The following is a 16,533-nucleotide window of genomic DNA, read 5'->3' on the forward strand; positions in this document are numbered from 1 at the left end:
CGCCTTGCAACGCAACAAAAATCCGGTGTACTCAGCGCCGTCCACTGAGGCGCCCCAGCAAGCCAATCAATTGCTCGACGTCGTAGGGCTTGGCCAGGATTTTTACGCCGGGAATCGAGACGCGCCGGTCGGTATAGCCCGTGGCCAGCACGACCGGCAAGGTAGGCCAGCGTTCGCTGACGGCGCCGGCCAGGTCGATGCCGCTGACGCTGCCCGGCATGACGATGTCGGAAAAGACGATGTCGATGGCGTGGTCGCGCTCCAGTTCGACGAGCGCCGCTTCGCCGTTCTCGGCCACGCGCACCGCGAAGCCGGCCGCGGCCAGTGCCTCGACCACGGCTTCGCGCACCAGCACGTCGTCTTCGACGAACAGGACCGTGACGCCGGCGGCAGGCGACTGGACGGGCGCCGGCGCAACGACGTCCGGTGCGATGCCCTGGACGGAAGGAACCGTTTCCGCGGCGGCAGCGGGCGCCGCCAGTTCGTCCTCCTGCGCGCGCGGCAGGTAGATCTGCACCCGCGTGCCCTTGCCCGGCGTGCTGTGCAGCGTCAGCAGCCCCTGGGCCTGGGTGGCAAAGGCATACGCCTGGGGCAGGCCCAGCCCGGTCCCCTGCCCCGGCGACTTGGTGGTAAAGAAAGGATCGAGGGCGCGCGCCAGCACTTCCGGCGCCATGCCGGCGCCTTCGTCCTGCACGGTCAGGAGCAGGTAGTCGCCTGAGGGCAAGCCTTCCGGCGGATGGTCGAGCGTGGCGTTGCGCGCTGCAATCGCCAGCCTGCCGCTGCCGCCCATGGCGTCGCGCGCATTGATGGCCAGGTTCAGCAGCGCCAGGTCGAACTGCAGGGGCTCGACCCGCACCGGCCACAGGGCGGGCGCGAAACCGGTCTCGATCTCGACACTGTCGGCCACCGCGCCGCGGATCAGTTGCAGCGCGCTGCCCAGCTGCGCGGCGGTGTCGACCGTTACCAGCCGCCCTTCCTGCACCCGTCCGAAGGAGCCGAGCTGGCCGGTGAGCGTGGTGGCGCGGGTGACGGTGCGCTTGCAGGTGTCGATCAGGCGCTGCAGGTTCGGCTCTTTCGCTTGCATGGCGGCCAGCTGCAGCGCCGTGGTGAGCGTTTGCAGCAGGTTGTTGAACTCGTGCGCGATGCCGGCTGTCAGGCGCCCGAGGGATTCGAGTTTCTGCCCGCGCAGCAGCGCGCCTTGCGCCTGTTCGGTGGCGAGGATGGCTTCGTTGACGCGGTGCTCGAGGTCGCGCTTCGAGCGGCGGATCTGCTTGCTGGCCTCGACCATGCGCCAGGCGACGGTGTCGATTTCTTCCAGCCCGTGTGGGCGGTAGGGAATTTCCTCGCCATCGGCCAGGCGGTCGGCGCAGCGGCCCAGGTATTCGATCGGCGCCACGGCGCGGCTGGCGAACCAGCGGCCGGCGGCGATCGCCAGCACCAGCAGCACCGCCATCATCCCCGCCAGCAGCGCGGCGGCTTCCAGCGGCACGCGGCGGATCTCGGCGCTCGGGATGGCGATCAGCACCTTCCAGCCGGAATTCGGCACCGTGGTGATCTGGGCCCGCACCGGCACGCCGGTCAGGGTATGGCTGGGGAAGACCAGGTCGCGGTCGGTGGTGGCCGCCAGCTTGCGCGTTTTTTCGCGCAGCAGGGTCCCGACATAGTGCCTGGGGTCGCTGGAGCGGGCGGCGATGCGGCCGTTGCGGTCGAACACGGTGGCGATCCAGGCCTTGGGGAAATCCTGGCGCTCGAGCAGCTGTTGCAGGATGCCGACATGCAGGCCCAGCACCAGGTGGTAGCGCGGCTCGCCGTCCACCAGCACCGGCACCTGCATCATGAAATCGTAGCGTTGCACCGGTGGCGCGTAGAACACGTCCGATACCAGGGTGCGCGCCGCGCCGAAGCGCTCCATCAGCGCCGGCAGGTTGGATGGGTCGCGCCCGGTGAGCGCCACGCCGAGCGGGCGGCGCGTATTCAGGATCGGCTTGCCGTCGAGGTCGTACAGCACCGCCACCGCATCCACGGCCCCGGCCGCGCGCCGCGCGTGCTGGTAGAACTCGCCGAAGTCGCCGGCCGCCAGCGCCGGCGAAGCTGCCAGGGTGCGCAGGATGCCTTCCTGGTGGCGCATTTCGTTGTCGATCAGTAGCGCGAACGCCCGTCCTGTCTCGGCAATGCTGCGCTCCTGGTCCTTTTGTTGTTCCACATAAACGTAAGCAACCGCCAGCGCCGCGCCGATGAACGAGGGCACGAGGATGGCAACGACAAGGATCAATAGCCGGTTCCGGAAACGCATCGGTGCTGGGGTCCTCCTGACCGGCGGATGGGTTGCAAAAGTGCCGTGGCAAAACCGGCTCACCCGATTATACAAGAGGCAAGCTTGCCTACCAGCTCATGCTTTTCGCTGCGTTTTGCCCACATGTTGAACGTTCGCTATTGATATAAGTAAGCATCTTTACCACACACAAAAATTTACCTCTGGAATTGCGTAAACGGATATTGCTCTCAGTGTTTTCGGTGCCTAGAATCAATTTATTCCTTCCAGCAATTCTGTCGCACCGGCAGACACTATCCAGAGTCGCCCATGTTCCGAGTTCGCACCGCCGCAGTCCGCAAGACCGTTACCGCTTTCCTCGCCGCCCTCGCCATCCTGCCGGGCGTGGCAATCGAACAAGAGCTCCAGCTCGACTACCGTATGAACGAGCGCGTCGTGCAGGTGCCTGCCGGCCGCGACAACCGCGCCATGCTGGAAACCACCGTCTTCCAGCCGAACGGCCAGGGCCCCTTCCCGCTGTTGATCATCAACCATGGCAAGGACCCGGGCAGCCCGAGCGCCCAGCCGCGCGACCGCTTTTACTACATGGCCGCGGCCTTCGTGAAGCGCGGCTACGCCGTGATGGTGCCGATGCGCCAGGGCTTCGCCAACTCGACCGGCCGCTACCGCGACCGCGGCTGCGACATGACCACCAACGGCTACCTGCAGGCCGAAGACATCCGCTCGGCCGTCGAATACGCCCGCACCCAGCCCTGGATCGTCGGCGGCCACATCGTCGTGGCCGGCCAGTCCTACGGCGGCTTGGCCACCATGGCGCTCGGCACCGAGCAGTTGCAGGGCGTGCGCGGCCTGATCAACTTCGCCGGCGGCCTGCGCGACGACAGCGCCGGCTGCGGCTGGCGCTCGTCGCTGGTCTCGGCCATGGCCGAGTACGGCGCCAACAACAAGATCCCGAGCCTGTGGATGTATGGCGAGAACGATTCGCTGTTCGGCCCGGACCTGGCGAACCGCATGCACGAAGCCTTCCTGGAAGCGGGCGGCAAGGGCCGCCTGGTCGAGTTCGCCTCGTTCAAGCGCGACGCCCACGGCATGCTGGCCAGCCGCGATGGCGAAAAGATCTGGCTGAAGGACACCATGGCCTTCCTGAAAGGCGTCGGCATGCCCACCGAAGTGATCTACAACGTGCCGCCGCCTCCTACCGCGGCGCGCACCGACTACGCCAGGGTCGACGACGTCGAGGCTGTGCCCTTCCTGTCGGAAAACGGCCGCCGCGCCTATGCCGACTACCTGACCAAGATGACGCCGCGCGCCTTTGCCGTGTCGCCGAGCGGCGCCTGGACCTGGGCCGAGGAAGGCGAGGCGCCGGAAGCGCGCGCCCTGGCCACCTGCTCGGCCAAGAGCAACCAGCCCTGCAAGCTGTATTCGGTGGACGACTACGTGGTCTGGAATGGCGAGCGCATCGATGCCGCCGAGCGCGCCACCATGATGGCATCGGTGACGCCGCCGGCCGATCCGAACGCGCCGGGGGCGGTGGGCAGCACGGTGCCGGCGGCGCCGGCCCAGCCACAGCCGGACGCGTCTGCCAATGCATCGGCCAAGCCGTCGGTTGCTGAAGCGCACTGATTCACTCCAGCATTGTTCGTCAAGCCATCTGCGCACGCTCCTGTTGCGCGGATGGCCGGTATCTCATCCGCACACGACCTGGCGCAAACCCGCGCCGCCATCCCGCTCCGACAATGTGGCAAGCGACCTCCCGGACCTTGCCATGTTGCGCTCCATCCAGATCCTGTTATGCATGCTGATGCTGGCCCTGCTGCCGGCGGGCGCCGCACGCGCCGTCAACAACGACCCGGTGGTGCTGGTGCATGGCTTCCTCGGCTTCGGTCCCGAGCAGTTTCCCGGCACCGGCTACCTGTACTGGGGCGGCTACCACGACATCGCCTCCCATTTGCGGGTGTACAAGGGGCCGCGCATGGTGGCCACCGCCACCGTCGGCGCCATCAGCCCGAACTGGGACCGCGCCGCCGAGCTGTACGCGCAAATCAAGGGCGGCTGCGTCGACTACGGTTTCACGCATGCGCGCACGCCGCCCGTGCAGGAGCAAAAGCCGCCCGGTAACTGCTGGGCGGCCGACCACGCCCATAATCCCGAAGGCTATCCGATGGCGCTGTATCCGGCCTGGGACGCCAACCATCCCATCCACATGATCGGCCACAGCCAGGGCGGCACCACCATCCGCGCGCTGGTCGAGCTGCTCGAACACGGCGCGCCCGGCGAAGGCGACGGCGAGCTGTACGCGGGCGGCAAGATCGGCTGGGTGCGCAGCGTGACCACCCTCTCGTCGCCGCACAACGGCACCACCCTGCGCGACGCCGTCTTCGACATCCTGCCCCAGCTGCGCTCGCCGCTGCGCGACTGGTTCCAGGCCGGCCTGTGGAGCTGGGAACTGGCGCCCGACGGCGCGCGCAGCTTCAACCTGTGGGCGCGCACCTCGCCCTACGTCTACTACTTTTCGATCGGCACCCAGGCCACCGAAGCCGGCGCCTGGTGCTGCAACGGCACCGACCGCGCCAACGCCCCGATCCAGTCCTCGAACTACCAGTACCCGCGCGTCGACATGTTCCCGTATTACAAAACCTATAGCGGCGAATGGATCGTGCCCTCGCTGCGCCAGCATGGCATGGGCGGCTACACGCAAAGCGCACCGGGGCGGGTGCGCATCGACAGCGAGTGGTTCGCCAACGATGGCGTGGTGAACACGGTGAGCATGCGCGCACCAAGCGGCCATCCGGTGCGCGACTACGACGGCACGGCGGTGCGCGGCAGCTGGAATTATCTTGGTACCTATCGCGGGTACGACCACTTCGATATCCTGAACTGGCCGAACAAGGGAGAGTCGGCGGATCCGATCTACGAGCGGGTCAGCGATATCATTTTTGGGTTGTGATCGGGTGTTCGGGCGCTGCGCGGTTTGCAGTTTGGCAAATCAAGCGCCGTACCGGTGGGTTCGAGAACCCACCCTACACAGCTGTGTCCACGCGGTACAACATCAAAACGTCGAAACGCTACCGTAGGGTGGGTTCTCGAACCCACCACTACGTGCGCTCGCCCACCACTACGCACGCCCTCCCTCCGATTACGCCGCCGACCGCAACGCCCGCGCCAGGTCCGACAAGCGATACGGCTTGTTCACGAACGCAAACTCGCTCAGGTTGTTGTGCTCGACCTTGAGCGCCGGCAGCGGGTAGCCCGACGCCAGGATGATCTTCACATCCGGATAATGTTCGCGCGTGTAGGCCGCCAGTTCGACCCCGTTCATCCCGTTCGGCATGATCACGTCGGTGAACAGGATGTCGATGCGGCGGCTGGCCAGCAGCGCCAGCGCCTCTTGCGCACTGGACGCGGTCAGCACCTCGTAGCCCATGCTGATGTACAGCGCCGAGGCGACGTCCATCAGGTCCGGCTCGTCCTCGACGATCAGCACCATCTCGGTGGTGTCCTGCTGGGCCGGCGCATCCTGGCCCGGCGCCGCCGGCAGGTAAATCGCAATCGCCGTGCCCTCGCCCGGCGCGGTGCGGATCTTGACCTCGCCGCCGGACTGCTTGATGAAGCCGTACACCTGCGACAGCCCGAGCCCGGTGCCCTTGCCCACCTCCTTGGTGGTGTAGAAGGGCTCGAAGGCGCGCTGCGCGGTTTCCGGGCTCATGCCGGTGCCGGTGTCCGCCACCGTCACCTTGACATAGCTGCCCGCCGCCAGGCCATTCACGTCGCGCTCTTGCAATTCGACGTTCGCCGTTTCGATGCAGATGCGTCCGCCGTCCGGCATGGCGTCGCGCGCATTCACCACCAGGTTCAGCAGGGCCGACTCGAAGCGGGCGCTGTCGATCACGGTGGCGCGGATTTCCGGTTCCAGGTGCACCTCGAAGTCGATGGACGCATTCACCGCGCGCCGCAGCACCGATTCAAAACCCGACACCAGGCGATTCACGCTGTGGGTTTCCGGCTGCAGCGGCTGCTGGCGCGCAAAGGCCAGCAGTTGCTGGGTCAGCGTGGCGCCGCGGTCGATGGCGCGGCGCATGCTGTCCAGGGTCTTCACATCGCCGACCGTGCCGCCGCGCAGTGTCAGCACTTCCAGGCCGCTGGCCAGCACCGACAGCAGGTTGTTGAAGTCGTGGGCAATGCCGCCGGTCAGCTGGCCGATCGATTCCATCTTTTGCGCCTGGAACAGGGCCGCATTCGCCTCGGCCAGGGCGTCGGCCGCCGCCTTCTTTTCGGTCAGGTCGCGCGTGATCTTGGCAAAACCGATCAGTTCGCCCGCCTCGTCGTGGATGGCGTCGATGATCACATGGGCCCAGAAGCAGGTGCCGTCCTTGCGCTGGCGCCAGCCCTCGGCCTCGTAGCGGCCTTCGCGCGCCGCGGTGCCGAGCGCACGCGCCGGCAGGCCGCTTTCGCGGTCGCCGTCGGTATAGAAGCGCGAGAAATGCTGGCCGACGATTTCCTGCTCAGAATAACCCTTGATGCGCTGGGCGCCCATGTTCCAGTTGCTGACCACGCCCTCGGGCGAGAGCATGTAGATCGCGTAGTCCGACACGCCCTGCACCAGCAGGCGGAAGCGTTCCTCGCTGGCGCGCAGCGCGTCCGCGGCTTTCTTCTTCTCGGTGATGTCGCGCGTGATCTTGGCGTAGCCGAGCAAGGCGCCATGCTCGTCGTAGATCGGGTCGATGATCACGCTGGCCCAGAAGCGGGTGCCGTCCTGGCGCATGCGCCAGCCTTCGGCCTCGTACTTGCCTTCGTTCAGCGCGGTGGCCAGGGCGCGCGCCGGCAGGCCGCTCGCCTGGTCCTCGGGCGTATAGAAGCGCGAGAAATGCTGGCCCAGGATCTCGGGCGCCTCGTAGCCCTTGAAACGCCGCGCGCCGGTGTTCCAGCTGCTGACGTGGCCCTCGGTGTCGAGCATGTAGATCGCGTAGTCGCGGATGCCGGAAATCAGGTACTGGAAACGCTGTTCTTCGGTCAGGTCCTGCCTGACGTGGATTGTGTTATTCATGGGCGGTTGCTAGGGTACGGACGCGGGCGGCGGTGTCGGGAAACATCTTATGATAACCCCAACGCCGGGCCATCGGCCACGCGAACGCCCCGCTCCGGCCCGACATCGCCTCCACTCGTCAATCACGCTTCATCCCGGATAGTTTGCCGATCGTTCCACGCCGGAAAAATCCGATGCTTCTTCCTTGAAAGCATCGCCTTCTTTCGCCTTCTTGCTTGCCTTTCAGGCTAAAATGGCGCTTCCGCAACCCAGCCGTACCCAGCTCGCGCATATGATTCCAGGCCAACCCGTACCGCTCGACCTGTCCCGCTGCGACCAGGAACCGATCCGCACGCCCGGCAGCATCCAGCCGCACGGCTTCCTGCTGACCTTGTCTCCGCAATTGACCGTGCTGCAAGCCAGCGCCAACCTCGCGCGCTGGACCGGCATCGATGCCGAAGCCGTGACCGGCGCCCCGCTCACCGACGTCATCGGCGAGACCGCCGCCACCCGTCTCGCGCCCGCCCTGCGGGACGAGAAGCTGGCCAACCGCCCCTTCTACCTCGGCACCTTCACGACCGGCAACGGCCAGCACTTCGATGTCCTGGTCCATGCCTTTGACAGCGTGATCATCGCCGAATTCGAAGCCGTGGAGCGCGACGCGCCGGCGGGTTTCCGCGAGCTGTATCCGCTGCTCGGCGACTTCCTGCTGAACGTCAACGAAGCGGCCTCGCTCGAATCGCTCGCCACCCTGGCGGCCCACCACGTGCGTACCGTCACCGGCTACGGCCGCGTGGTGGTCTACCAGTTCGATCCCGACGGCCACGGCCACGTGATGGCCGAGTCGAAGGAAGACGACTACGTGTCGTACATGGGCCAGCGCTTCCCGGCCTCCGACATCCCGGCCCAGGCGCGCGAGTTGTACACGCTGCAGCGCATCCGCCTGATCCAGGACGCCAACTACACCCCGGCGCCGCTGGTGCCGCCGCGCAATCCGGTCACCGGGGCCGCCAACGATTTGTCGTTCGCGGCCCTGCGCAGCGTCTCGCCGGTGCACCTGCAATACATGCGCAACATGGGCACGCTGGCCTCGATGTCGGTCTCGCTGATCGTCAAGGGCAAGCTCTGGGGCCTGATCTCCTGCCACAACACCGGCCCGGCGCCGATGGAATTCGAAAAGCGCACCGCCTGCGAGCAGCTGGGCCAGGTACTGTCGCTGTGCATCGAATCGCGCGAGGACGCCCAGGAACTGACCTTCCGCCTCGACGTGCGGCGCATGATGGTGGAAATGCTGGGCAACCTGACCAAGGGCGCCGACATCATCGACAACATGCGCGTCGTCTTCCCCGAGCTGCTGCGCTTCGCGCGCGCCGGCGGGGTGGCGATCGTCGCCAACGAGCGTGTGCTGACCTATGGCGATACCCCGGACGACGAAGCCATCGACGGCATCGTCGCCTGGCTCGAACAGCAGGGCCATGGCGCCGAGGTGTTCCAGACCGATGCCCTGGGCAGCATCTGCCCGCTGGCGGCCGGACTCGAACGCAACGCCAGCGGCCTGCTGGCGATGCCGATCTCGCGCGTACACAAGCACTACCTGCTGTGGTTCCGTCCCGAGGCGGTGCACACCATCGAATGGGCCGGCAACCCGCGCGGCAAGCACGAGGCGCCCGCGCCGGATGCGCCGACCCAGCTCAGCCCGCGCACCAGCTTCGATGCCTGGCGCGAGGAAATCCACGGCGTCAGCCTGCCCTGGCACGTGGCCGAAATCGAGCTCACCAACGAATTTCGCAGCGCCCTGCTCGGCATCGCCCTCGAGCGCGCCGAGCAGATGGCCGAACTGGCCGAGGAACTCGGCCGCGCCAACAAGGAACTCGAAGCGTTTTCGTATTCGGTCTCGCACGACCTGCGCGCGCCGCTGCGCCACATCGTCGGCTTTTCCGACCTGCTGCTCGAAGCCAGCGGCAGCGAAGACGGGATCATGCGCCAGCGCTTCCTTACCAACATCAAGGAGTCGGCGCGCCTGGCCGGCAAGCTGGTCGACGATCTGCTGAGCTTTTCGCAGATGGGCCGCGCCGCCCTGCGCCCGGTCGAAGTCGACATGCGCCACCTGGTCACCTCCTGCATCGACAAGCTCGGGCTCGACCTGCAGGGCCGGAACATCGACTGGCAAATCCAGCCGCTGCCGCGCATCGTGGCCGACCCCACCTTCCTGCACCTGGCGATGGTGAACCTGCTGTCGAACGCGGTGAAATTCACCGGCGGGCGCGACCCGGCCGTGATCCGCGTCTGGGCCGAGCAGGACGCCGTCGAGACCGTCTTCCACGTCGCCGACAACGGCGCCGGTTTCAACATGGACTACGTGCACAAGCTGTTCGGCGTATTCCAGCGCCTGCACCGCATGGAAGACTTCCAGGGCACCGGCATCGGCCTGGCCAACGTGCGCCGCATCGTCGAGCGCCACGGCGGGCGCGCCTGGGCCGAGTCGACCCTGGGCCAGGGCGCCACCTTCTCATTCAGTATCCCGCGCAAACTCGCATTACCTTGAAGACAAACCTACCATGCTAAAACCCATCCTCCTGGTCGAAGACAATCCGCACGACCTCGAACTGACCCTGGTGGCGCTGGCGAAAAGCCAGCTCGCCAACGAGGTCGTGGTCGTGCGCGATGGCGCCGAGGCGCTCGACTACCTGATGCGCCGCGGCGAATTCGCCGAGCGTGCCGAAGGCAATCCGGCCGTCACCCTGCTCGACCTGAAACTGCCGAAGGTCGACGGCCTGGAAGTGCTGGCCGAGATCCGCAAGACCGCCACGCTGAAAAGCATGCCGGTGGTGATGCTCACCTCGTCGAAGGAAGAACAGGACCTGGTGCGCAGCTACGAACTGGGCGTGAACGCCTACGTGGTGAAGCCGGTCGACTTCAAGGAATTCGTGCGCGCGATCGCCGACCTGGGGATTTTCTGGGCGGTCCTGAACGAACCGCCGCCGGGTTCGCAGCGCTACGTGCGCCCGAACTGATCGCAGCGGATCAGGAGGCGGAAGCGGCAGGCGCTCCGGCGCCCGGCTTGCCAGCCGCCGGGAGCGACGGCTTCTTCCTCCGCAGCAAGTGACGGATGCGCGCACTGAGCGCGTCCGGATGGTAAGGTTTCTGCAGCAGGTGCACCGAAGCGTTCAGCTTCCCTTCGTGCGCCAACACCCCTTCCGCATAACCCGAGGTATACAGGATCTGCGCGTCCGGCAGATGGCGGCGCAGCACCTCGCCCAGCTGCAGGCTGCTCACCGGTCCCGGCATGATCACGTCGGAAAACACCAGGTCGATGTGGCGCCCGCTCTCGATCAGCGCCACCGCGCCCGAGGCGTCGGTCGCTTCCAGCACCTCGTAGCCGAGCGCCGACAGGATGGCGCAGGTCGAATCGCGCACGTCGGCCTCGTCTTCCACCACCAGGATGGTTTCCAGGCCGCCGCACAGGGGCTGGTGCTCGGCCGGCGCCGCCGCCACCGCCTCGGTCTTGCTGCGCGGCAGATAGATGCGCACGCTGGTGCCTTTCCCGACTGCGCTGTGCATCAGGATCTCGCCGCCGGACTGCTTCACGAAGCCGTAGGCCATCGACAGGCCCAGGCCCGTGCCCTGCCCCACCGGCTTCGTCGTGAAGAAGGGTTCGAAGGCGCGCTGCAGTACTTCCGGCGGCATGCCCTTGCCGGTGTCGGCGATCTCGATCATCACGTAGTCGCCGGCCGGCACCTCGGGCGGCGCGGCGCCGTCCCGGCCGACATTCGCGGCGCGGATGGTCAGCGTGCCGTTGCCGTCCATCGCGTCGCGCGCATTGATGGCCAGGTTCAGCAGCACGTTGTTCAGCTGGTTCGGGTCGGCCAGGGTGCTGCCCAGCGACGGGTCGATGTCGGTGACGATGCGCGCGCCGGGCCCGATCACGCGGCGCATCATGTCGTCCATCTCGCGCAGCAGGTGGCCGGGATTGAGCACCACCGCCTGCAGCGGCTGGCGCCGCGCAAAGGCCAGCAGGTGCGAGGACAGCTTGGCGCCGCGCTCGACGCCGGACAGCGCCATTTCCACGCGGGTGCGGCCGGCATCGTTCAGGCCGCCCACCAGTTTCAGCAGCTGCAAATTGCCGCCGATGATCTGCAGGACGTTGTTGAAGTCGTGGGCGACGCCCCCGGTGAGCTGGCCGATGGCTTCCATCTTTTGCGCCTGGTTCAGGGCCAGCTGGCTGGCGGCCAGTTCTTCCTGGCTGCGCCGCAGCGACACGAAGGCCTGGTCGCGCTCGCGCCGGGCGACGCAGGCGGCGCTATGGTATTGCACGCGCGCCACCAGCTCGCGCGGGTCGGGCCACTTGACCATGTAGTCGTTGGCGCCGGCGGCAAAGGCGCGCGCCTTGATTTCGGGATCGTCCTCGGACGAGAGCAGGATGACGGGGACGTGCTCGGTCTCCGGGTTGGCGCGCATCAGGCGCGTGAACTCGAAGCCGTCGATCTCGGGCATGCGCAGGTCGACCAGCACCACGGTGCAGCCGATCTCGGCCGCCAGGCCGACGGCACGGCGCGCATCCGATTCATAGCGCAGCACATGCTTCACGCAGGTGCGCAGCCCATGCTCGATGATCTGCTGAGCGAAGGGCTCGTCGTCGATCAGGAGGATGGAGCAATTGCTTGATTCGTCTTCGATCATCCGTGCGGCCTAGTCTGCTTTCAGGGACCCCATGTTGTTATGCTATTTGCGAAGGGTTAATTTTACACCAAGGGGCAGGAGCCTGCTCATCAAAATCGACAACTGTGCGCCGCACCCTTGTGTGCGTCTATTTCGCCATCACATTGTATTTACTATGTTTTTTGCATCGACGGAGAGCGCATGACAGAGCCGGTATGCCCGCTGTGCGGCCGCGAACTGGGCACGGTCAACATCGACCGGCACCACCTCGTGCCGAAGAGCCTGAAGGGCAAGGAACAGTTCCCGATCCACAAGATCTGCCATCGTAAAATCCATTCCGCCCTCACCGAGCGCGAGTTGCTGCGCAGCTACCATACCTGGGATGCCTTGCGCGGCCAAGACGAGATCCGCGCCTTCATCGACTGGGTGGCGCGCAAGCCGCCTGCGTTCTATACCCGCACCTTTACATCGAATACCAGGAAGCGCAAGTAAGAAATTTCTTTCTGTACTCAAAGTAGCAAGAATTTGACGAATTTATTGCATAATGGATAGAACCCTTAAGGAACTGTCCATGGATTTCGCCGAATATCTGCAGTGCGATGCCAGCGCCCTGGCACAGCATGTCGCCCGTGGCGACGTCACCCCCGCCGAACTCCTGCGCCTGGCGCTGGACCGCAACGCCGTCGTGCATGGCCGCATCAATGCCGTGTGCCGCCTGCTGGAACCGCAGGCAGGGGCGCAGCTGGCGGGTCCGCTTGCCGGACCGCTGGCCGGCGTGCCCTTCCTGATCAAGGATGGCGTGCAGGACTACGCCGGCGTGCCGACCAGCTTCGGCAGCCGCTCGATGCGCAACTATGTGCCGACCGAGCACGCGGCCGTGGTGCGGCGCTATCTCGACGCCGGCCTGGTCGTGTTCGGCAAGACCAACCTGCCGGAGTTCGCGCTGAAGGGTGTCACCGATTCCCGGCTGTACGGCCGCAGCAGCAATCCCTGGGACCTGGCGCGCACGCCGGGCGGCTCGAGCGGCGGCGCGGCCGCGGCCGTGGCGGCCGGCATCGTGCCCATGGCAGCCGGCAACGACGGCGGCGGCTCGATCCGCATCCCGGCCGCCTGCTGCGGCCTGTTCGGGCTGCGCCCTTCGCGCGGGCGGGTGTCGAGCGGGCCGGCGATTGGCGAAGTCTGGTTCGGGGCGTCGAGCGAAGGCGTGCTCTCGCGCAGCGTGCGCGACTCGGCGCTGGCGCTCGACATCCTGCAGGGTGCGGAAGCCGGCGATCCCTTCGTGATTGCACCGCCGGCCGCTTCCTACGTCGAGCTGATGCGGCGCGATCCGGGCAAGCTGCGGATCGGCTTCAGCACCACGTCGCCGATCGGCACCCCGGTGCATTCGGAAGCGGTGGCGGCCGTGCGCCGCGCCGTCGGGTTGCTGCGCGGGCTGGGGCACGAGGTCGAGGAAGCGGCGCCCGACATCGACGGCCAGGCGCTTGCGCAAAGCTTCCTGCACATTTATCTCGGCCAGGTGCCGGCGATGGTCGCGCGCGGACGGGCGCTGGGCGCCAGGGCGGGCGACGTCGAGCTGATGAGCCGCTTGCTGCTGACGCTGGGCAGCGCCGTCTCGGGCGCGCGCCTGACGGCGCAGCTGGCGAAATGGAACGACTTCGGACGCGGCCTGGCGCGCTTTCATGCGCGTTACGACATGCTGCTCACGCCCACGCTGGCCGGTCCGCCCCTGAAGCATGGCGAGGGCGATCCGCCGCAGGGGGAACAGTTCGTGCTCGACCTGCTGCAGCGCAGCGGCGTGCTGGGCCTGCTGGCGCGGCTGGGATTGCTCGAGGGGACAGTGAACCGGATCGCGCGCGACAGCCTGCGCTTCGTGCCGTTCACGCAGCTGGCCAATCTGACAGGGACGCCGGCAATGTCGGTGCCCCTGTACTGGACCACCGACGGGCTGCCGCTGGGGGTGCAGTTCGTGGGGCGGTTCGGGGCGGAGAATCAGTTGCTGCAGCTGGCGCACCAGCTGGAAGGGGTAGCGCCCTGGTTCGATAAACTGGCGCCCATGGCGCGCGAAGGAAGCACGAAATCCGCAGTTGCCACCGCGTGAAATGGCGCAAGCCGTAGGGTGGGCTCTCGAGCCCACCGGTCTCATCGCATGATGGCATGCGCGTGTGAGCGTGGACGCACACCACGCCATTCCCGTCATGATTCGACATTCAACCGTGCCATACCGCGTGGGCTCAAGAGCCCACCCGACACCATCACGCTACCAATGCGGCAATCGCATCACCGACTTCCACGGTCGTCGCAGCCCCACCGAGATCCCCCGTCCGCGGCCCCGCACGCAACACCTGCTCGATCGCCTTGAGAATCGCATCATGCGCCTCGCGCAAGCCGGAGGGCGCATCCGGCCCATCCGCCAGGAAGCCCAGCATCATCGCGCCCGACCAGATCATCGCGATCGGATTCGCAATCCCCTTCCCCGCGATATCCGGCGCCGAGCCGTGCACCGGTTCGAATAGCGACGGAAAGGTGCGCTCCGGATTCAGGTTGCCCGACGGCGCCAGCCCGATCGTGCCGGTGCAGGCCGGCCCCAGGTCCGACAGGATATCGCCGAACAGATTCGACGCCACCACCACGTCGAAACGCTGCGGCTGCAGCACGAAGCGCGCGGTCAGGATATCGATGTGCTGCTTGTCGACCGTGACGTCCGGGTAGGCCGCGCCCACCGCGTCGGCACGCCCGTCCCACCACGGCATGCTGATCGCAATGCCGTTCGACTTGGTCGCCACCGTCAGGTGCTTGCGTGCGCGCGACTGCGCCAGTTCATACGCGTATTTCAGCACGCGGTCGGCGCCATGGCGGCTGAACACCGATTCCTGGATCACCACTTCGCGCTCGGTGCCCGGGAACATGATGCCGCCCAAATTGGTGTACTCGCCTTCGGTATTCTCGCGCACCACAAAGAAATCGATGTCGCCCGGCTTGCGGTTGGCCAGGGGGCAAGGCACGCCCTCGAACAGGCGCACCGGACGCAGATTGATGTACTGGTCGAACTCGCGCCGGAACTTGAGCAGCGAACCCCAGAGCGAGATGTGATCGGGCACCGTGGCCGGCCAGCCGACGGCGCCGAAATAGATCGCGTCCATGCTTGAGAGCTGCTCCTTCCAGTCGGGCGGCATCATGTCGCCGGTCTTCAGGTAATAGTCGCAGCTGGCCCATTCGAACTGCGTGAATTCGAGCGCGATATCGAAGCGCTTCGCGGCCGCTTCCAGGACTTTCAGGCCTTCCGGCAGGACTTCCTTGCCGATACCGTCGCCGGCGATGGCGGCGATCTTGAAACTGCGTGTCATGTGCTCTCGTCCAAAATTTTTATCGTAACAGCCATCGGAACGGCTTGCAGGAAGCGCCGCCATCGGCCATCGTTATGAAGCGCCTGCGCCGCAACGGCTGCGATACCAGACCTGCCCCCTGCTGCCTTCCGTGCCGGGTGCATGGCGGATGTCGAACTCGCCGGATCGCCGCAGCACCTGGGGCCAGGTCGTGCAGCCGTAGCGGCTCGGCACCTGATCGCGGCTTTCCTGCGCCATGAAGCGGATTGCAGCGTCGAGCGAGGTCCAGCCCTCGCCGTGGCAGGCTGCCTCCGCTTCGCGCAAACTGGCGACAATCGCACTGCCCGGCCAGTCTACCGTGCCGTCGGGATGGATACCGTGTACGAATGCATCCTCGAACTGCTGCGACTCGATGAACGATGCCGCGCGCGCCTGACACCGGGCCAGGGCGGTAGCCCAGGCGTGGAGACGCCGGTAGTGGACGTCGATGCGCGCATCGCAGCTTTCCAGATGATGCATCGCCGCGGCGCGGCCGGTGTCGCTGGACAGATCGAAGCGTTCGCCAAGATGATGTACCAGGTTGTTGCGCAGCTCGACCAGTTCGGCCAGCCCGGCCTCGACCTGCAGCGCCTGCTCGGGAGACATCGAGATGGTGACGTTCATGCTGGCGTAGGGCACATCCGGTGCCGGGCTGTCGGCCCCGGTGGGTTCGCCCTCGGCGGCTGCCGAGGCCAGGTGGCGCTTGACGAACTCCTTGACCAGCGTTCCCAGGGTACGGCCGTGCATGGCGCTTGCCCGCTCGTCGCGCAAGGCCTCGAGCTGTTCCATCGGCCCTTCGACTGCCATGTGGGACATCATCGTCTTCAGCAGCCGCTCGTACTGCTGCAAGCGGAGCATGCACCGCCCTAATCGACGTTCGATTTCATGCTGCAAGTGTTCCATGCCCGGTCTCCACAAAGGTGATTTCGACTAGGCAATTCTGCCATACGGGCTGGAATGCATGTCCCGGTCCCTGGGTACGGGAGAAGACTTCATGCGGCATGTCGTTTGCAAGCAGGCCGGCAAGCGGCCGTAAACGACAAAGGCCTTCCGAAGAAGGCCTTTGCTTTGACTACCGAATTCTGGCTCCCCGACCTGGACTCGAACCAGGGACCTGCGGATTAACAGTCCGTCGCTCTACCGACTGAGCTATCAGGGAATTGAGGCAATATTATAGCCGGCCATTTCCAAATTAGCCAGTCCTCTACGAAAAATCG

The 16,533-nt window shown here is 66.2% G+C and carries 11 protein-coding genes and 1 tRNA gene; 6 read left to right on the forward strand and 6 right to left on the reverse strand.

Annotation, left to right across the window (positions count from 1 at the left end; translation table 11 throughout):
* Positions 1–31 precede the first annotated feature (31 nt).
* Complete coding sequence (locus tag QPK31_RS11425) at positions 32–2,272, reverse strand: ATP-binding protein (protein WP_290423061.1); 2,241 nt, start codon at positions 2,270–2,272, stop codon at positions 32–34.
* 309 nt (positions 2,273–2,581) lie between these two features.
* Between QPK31_RS11425 and QPK31_RS11430 the strand changes: the two genes are divergently transcribed.
* The gene (locus QPK31_RS11430; protein WP_290423062.1) at positions 2,582–3,895 is read left to right on the forward strand and encodes a dienelactone hydrolase family protein; all 1,314 of its coding nucleotides are present in this window, start codon (positions 2,582–2,584) and stop codon (positions 3,893–3,895) included.
* 142 nt (positions 3,896–4,037) lie between these two features.
* Positions 4,038–5,219: a triacylglycerol lipase gene (locus QPK31_RS11435; RefSeq protein WP_290423063.1), complete on the forward strand. Its 1,182-nt coding sequence runs from the start codon at positions 4,038–4,040 to the stop codon at positions 5,217–5,219.
* 189 nt (positions 5,220–5,408) lie between these two features.
* Here the strand turns inward: QPK31_RS11435 and QPK31_RS11440 are convergent, their stop codons facing one another.
* Positions 5,409–7,316, reverse strand: coding sequence for a PAS domain-containing sensor histidine kinase (locus QPK31_RS11440; RefSeq protein WP_290423064.1), 1,908 nt, complete (start codon positions 7,314–7,316; stop codon positions 5,409–5,411).
* Between the two features lie 271 nt (positions 7,317–7,587).
* On the opposite strand from QPK31_RS11440, the gene QPK31_RS11445 reads away from it, so the two are divergent.
* Both QPK31_RS11445 and QPK31_RS11450 read left to right on the forward strand, forming a co-directional pair.
* Positions 7,588–9,840 carry an ATP-binding protein gene (locus tag QPK31_RS11445; RefSeq protein ID WP_290423065.1) on the forward strand — a complete coding sequence of 751 codons (2,253 nt, stop codon included), beginning with the start codon at positions 7,588–7,590 and terminating at the stop codon, positions 9,838–9,840.
* A 13-nt stretch (positions 9,841–9,853) separates the two neighbouring features.
* Entirely contained in the window at positions 9,854–10,309 is a 456-nt protein-coding gene (locus tag QPK31_RS11450) for a response regulator (protein WP_290423066.1), read from the forward strand.
* 10 nt (positions 10,310–10,319) lie between these two features.
* Here the strand turns inward: QPK31_RS11450 and QPK31_RS11455 are convergent, their stop codons facing one another.
* Positions 10,320–11,975 (reverse strand): response regulator, encoded by a 1,656-nt coding sequence (locus QPK31_RS11455; protein WP_290423067.1) that lies wholly within the window; start codon positions 11,973–11,975, stop codon positions 10,320–10,322.
* 180 nt (positions 11,976–12,155) lie between these two features.
* On the opposite strand from QPK31_RS11455, the gene QPK31_RS11460 reads away from it, so the two are divergent.
* Both QPK31_RS11460 and QPK31_RS11465 read left to right on the forward strand, forming a co-directional pair.
* Positions 12,156–12,446 carry a hypothetical protein gene (locus QPK31_RS11460; RefSeq protein ID WP_290423068.1) on the forward strand — a complete coding sequence of 97 codons (291 nt, stop codon included), beginning with the start codon at positions 12,156–12,158 and terminating at the stop codon, positions 12,444–12,446.
* 79 nt (positions 12,447–12,525) lie between these two features.
* Positions 12,526–14,052: an amidase gene (locus QPK31_RS11465; protein ID WP_290423069.1), complete on the forward strand. Its 1,527-nt coding sequence runs from the start codon at positions 12,526–12,528 to the stop codon at positions 14,050–14,052.
* 154 nt (positions 14,053–14,206) lie between these two features.
* Here the strand turns inward: QPK31_RS11465 and QPK31_RS11470 are convergent, their stop codons facing one another.
* The 3 genes from QPK31_RS11470 to QPK31_RS11480 form a co-directional block, all read right to left on the reverse strand.
* Positions 14,207–15,298, reverse strand: a complete 1,092-nt coding sequence (locus tag QPK31_RS11470; protein ID WP_290423070.1) for a tartrate dehydrogenase — start codon at positions 15,296–15,298, stop codon at positions 14,207–14,209.
* Between the two features lie 72 nt (positions 15,299–15,370).
* A complete protein-coding gene (locus QPK31_RS11475; RefSeq protein ID WP_290423071.1) occupies positions 15,371–16,174 on the reverse strand; it encodes an OST-HTH/LOTUS domain-containing protein in 804 nt (267 codons plus the stop codon).
* Between the two features lie 225 nt (positions 16,175–16,399).
* Positions 16,400–16,475, reverse strand: a tRNA-Asn gene (locus QPK31_RS11480).
* Positions 16,476–16,533: the final 58 nt, after the last annotated feature.

The sequence above is a fragment of the Massilia sp. YIM B02769 genome, from assembly GCF_030411995.1.
In the GTDB taxonomy this organism is placed as follows: Bacteria; Pseudomonadota; Gammaproteobacteria; order Burkholderiales; family Burkholderiaceae_D; genus Telluria.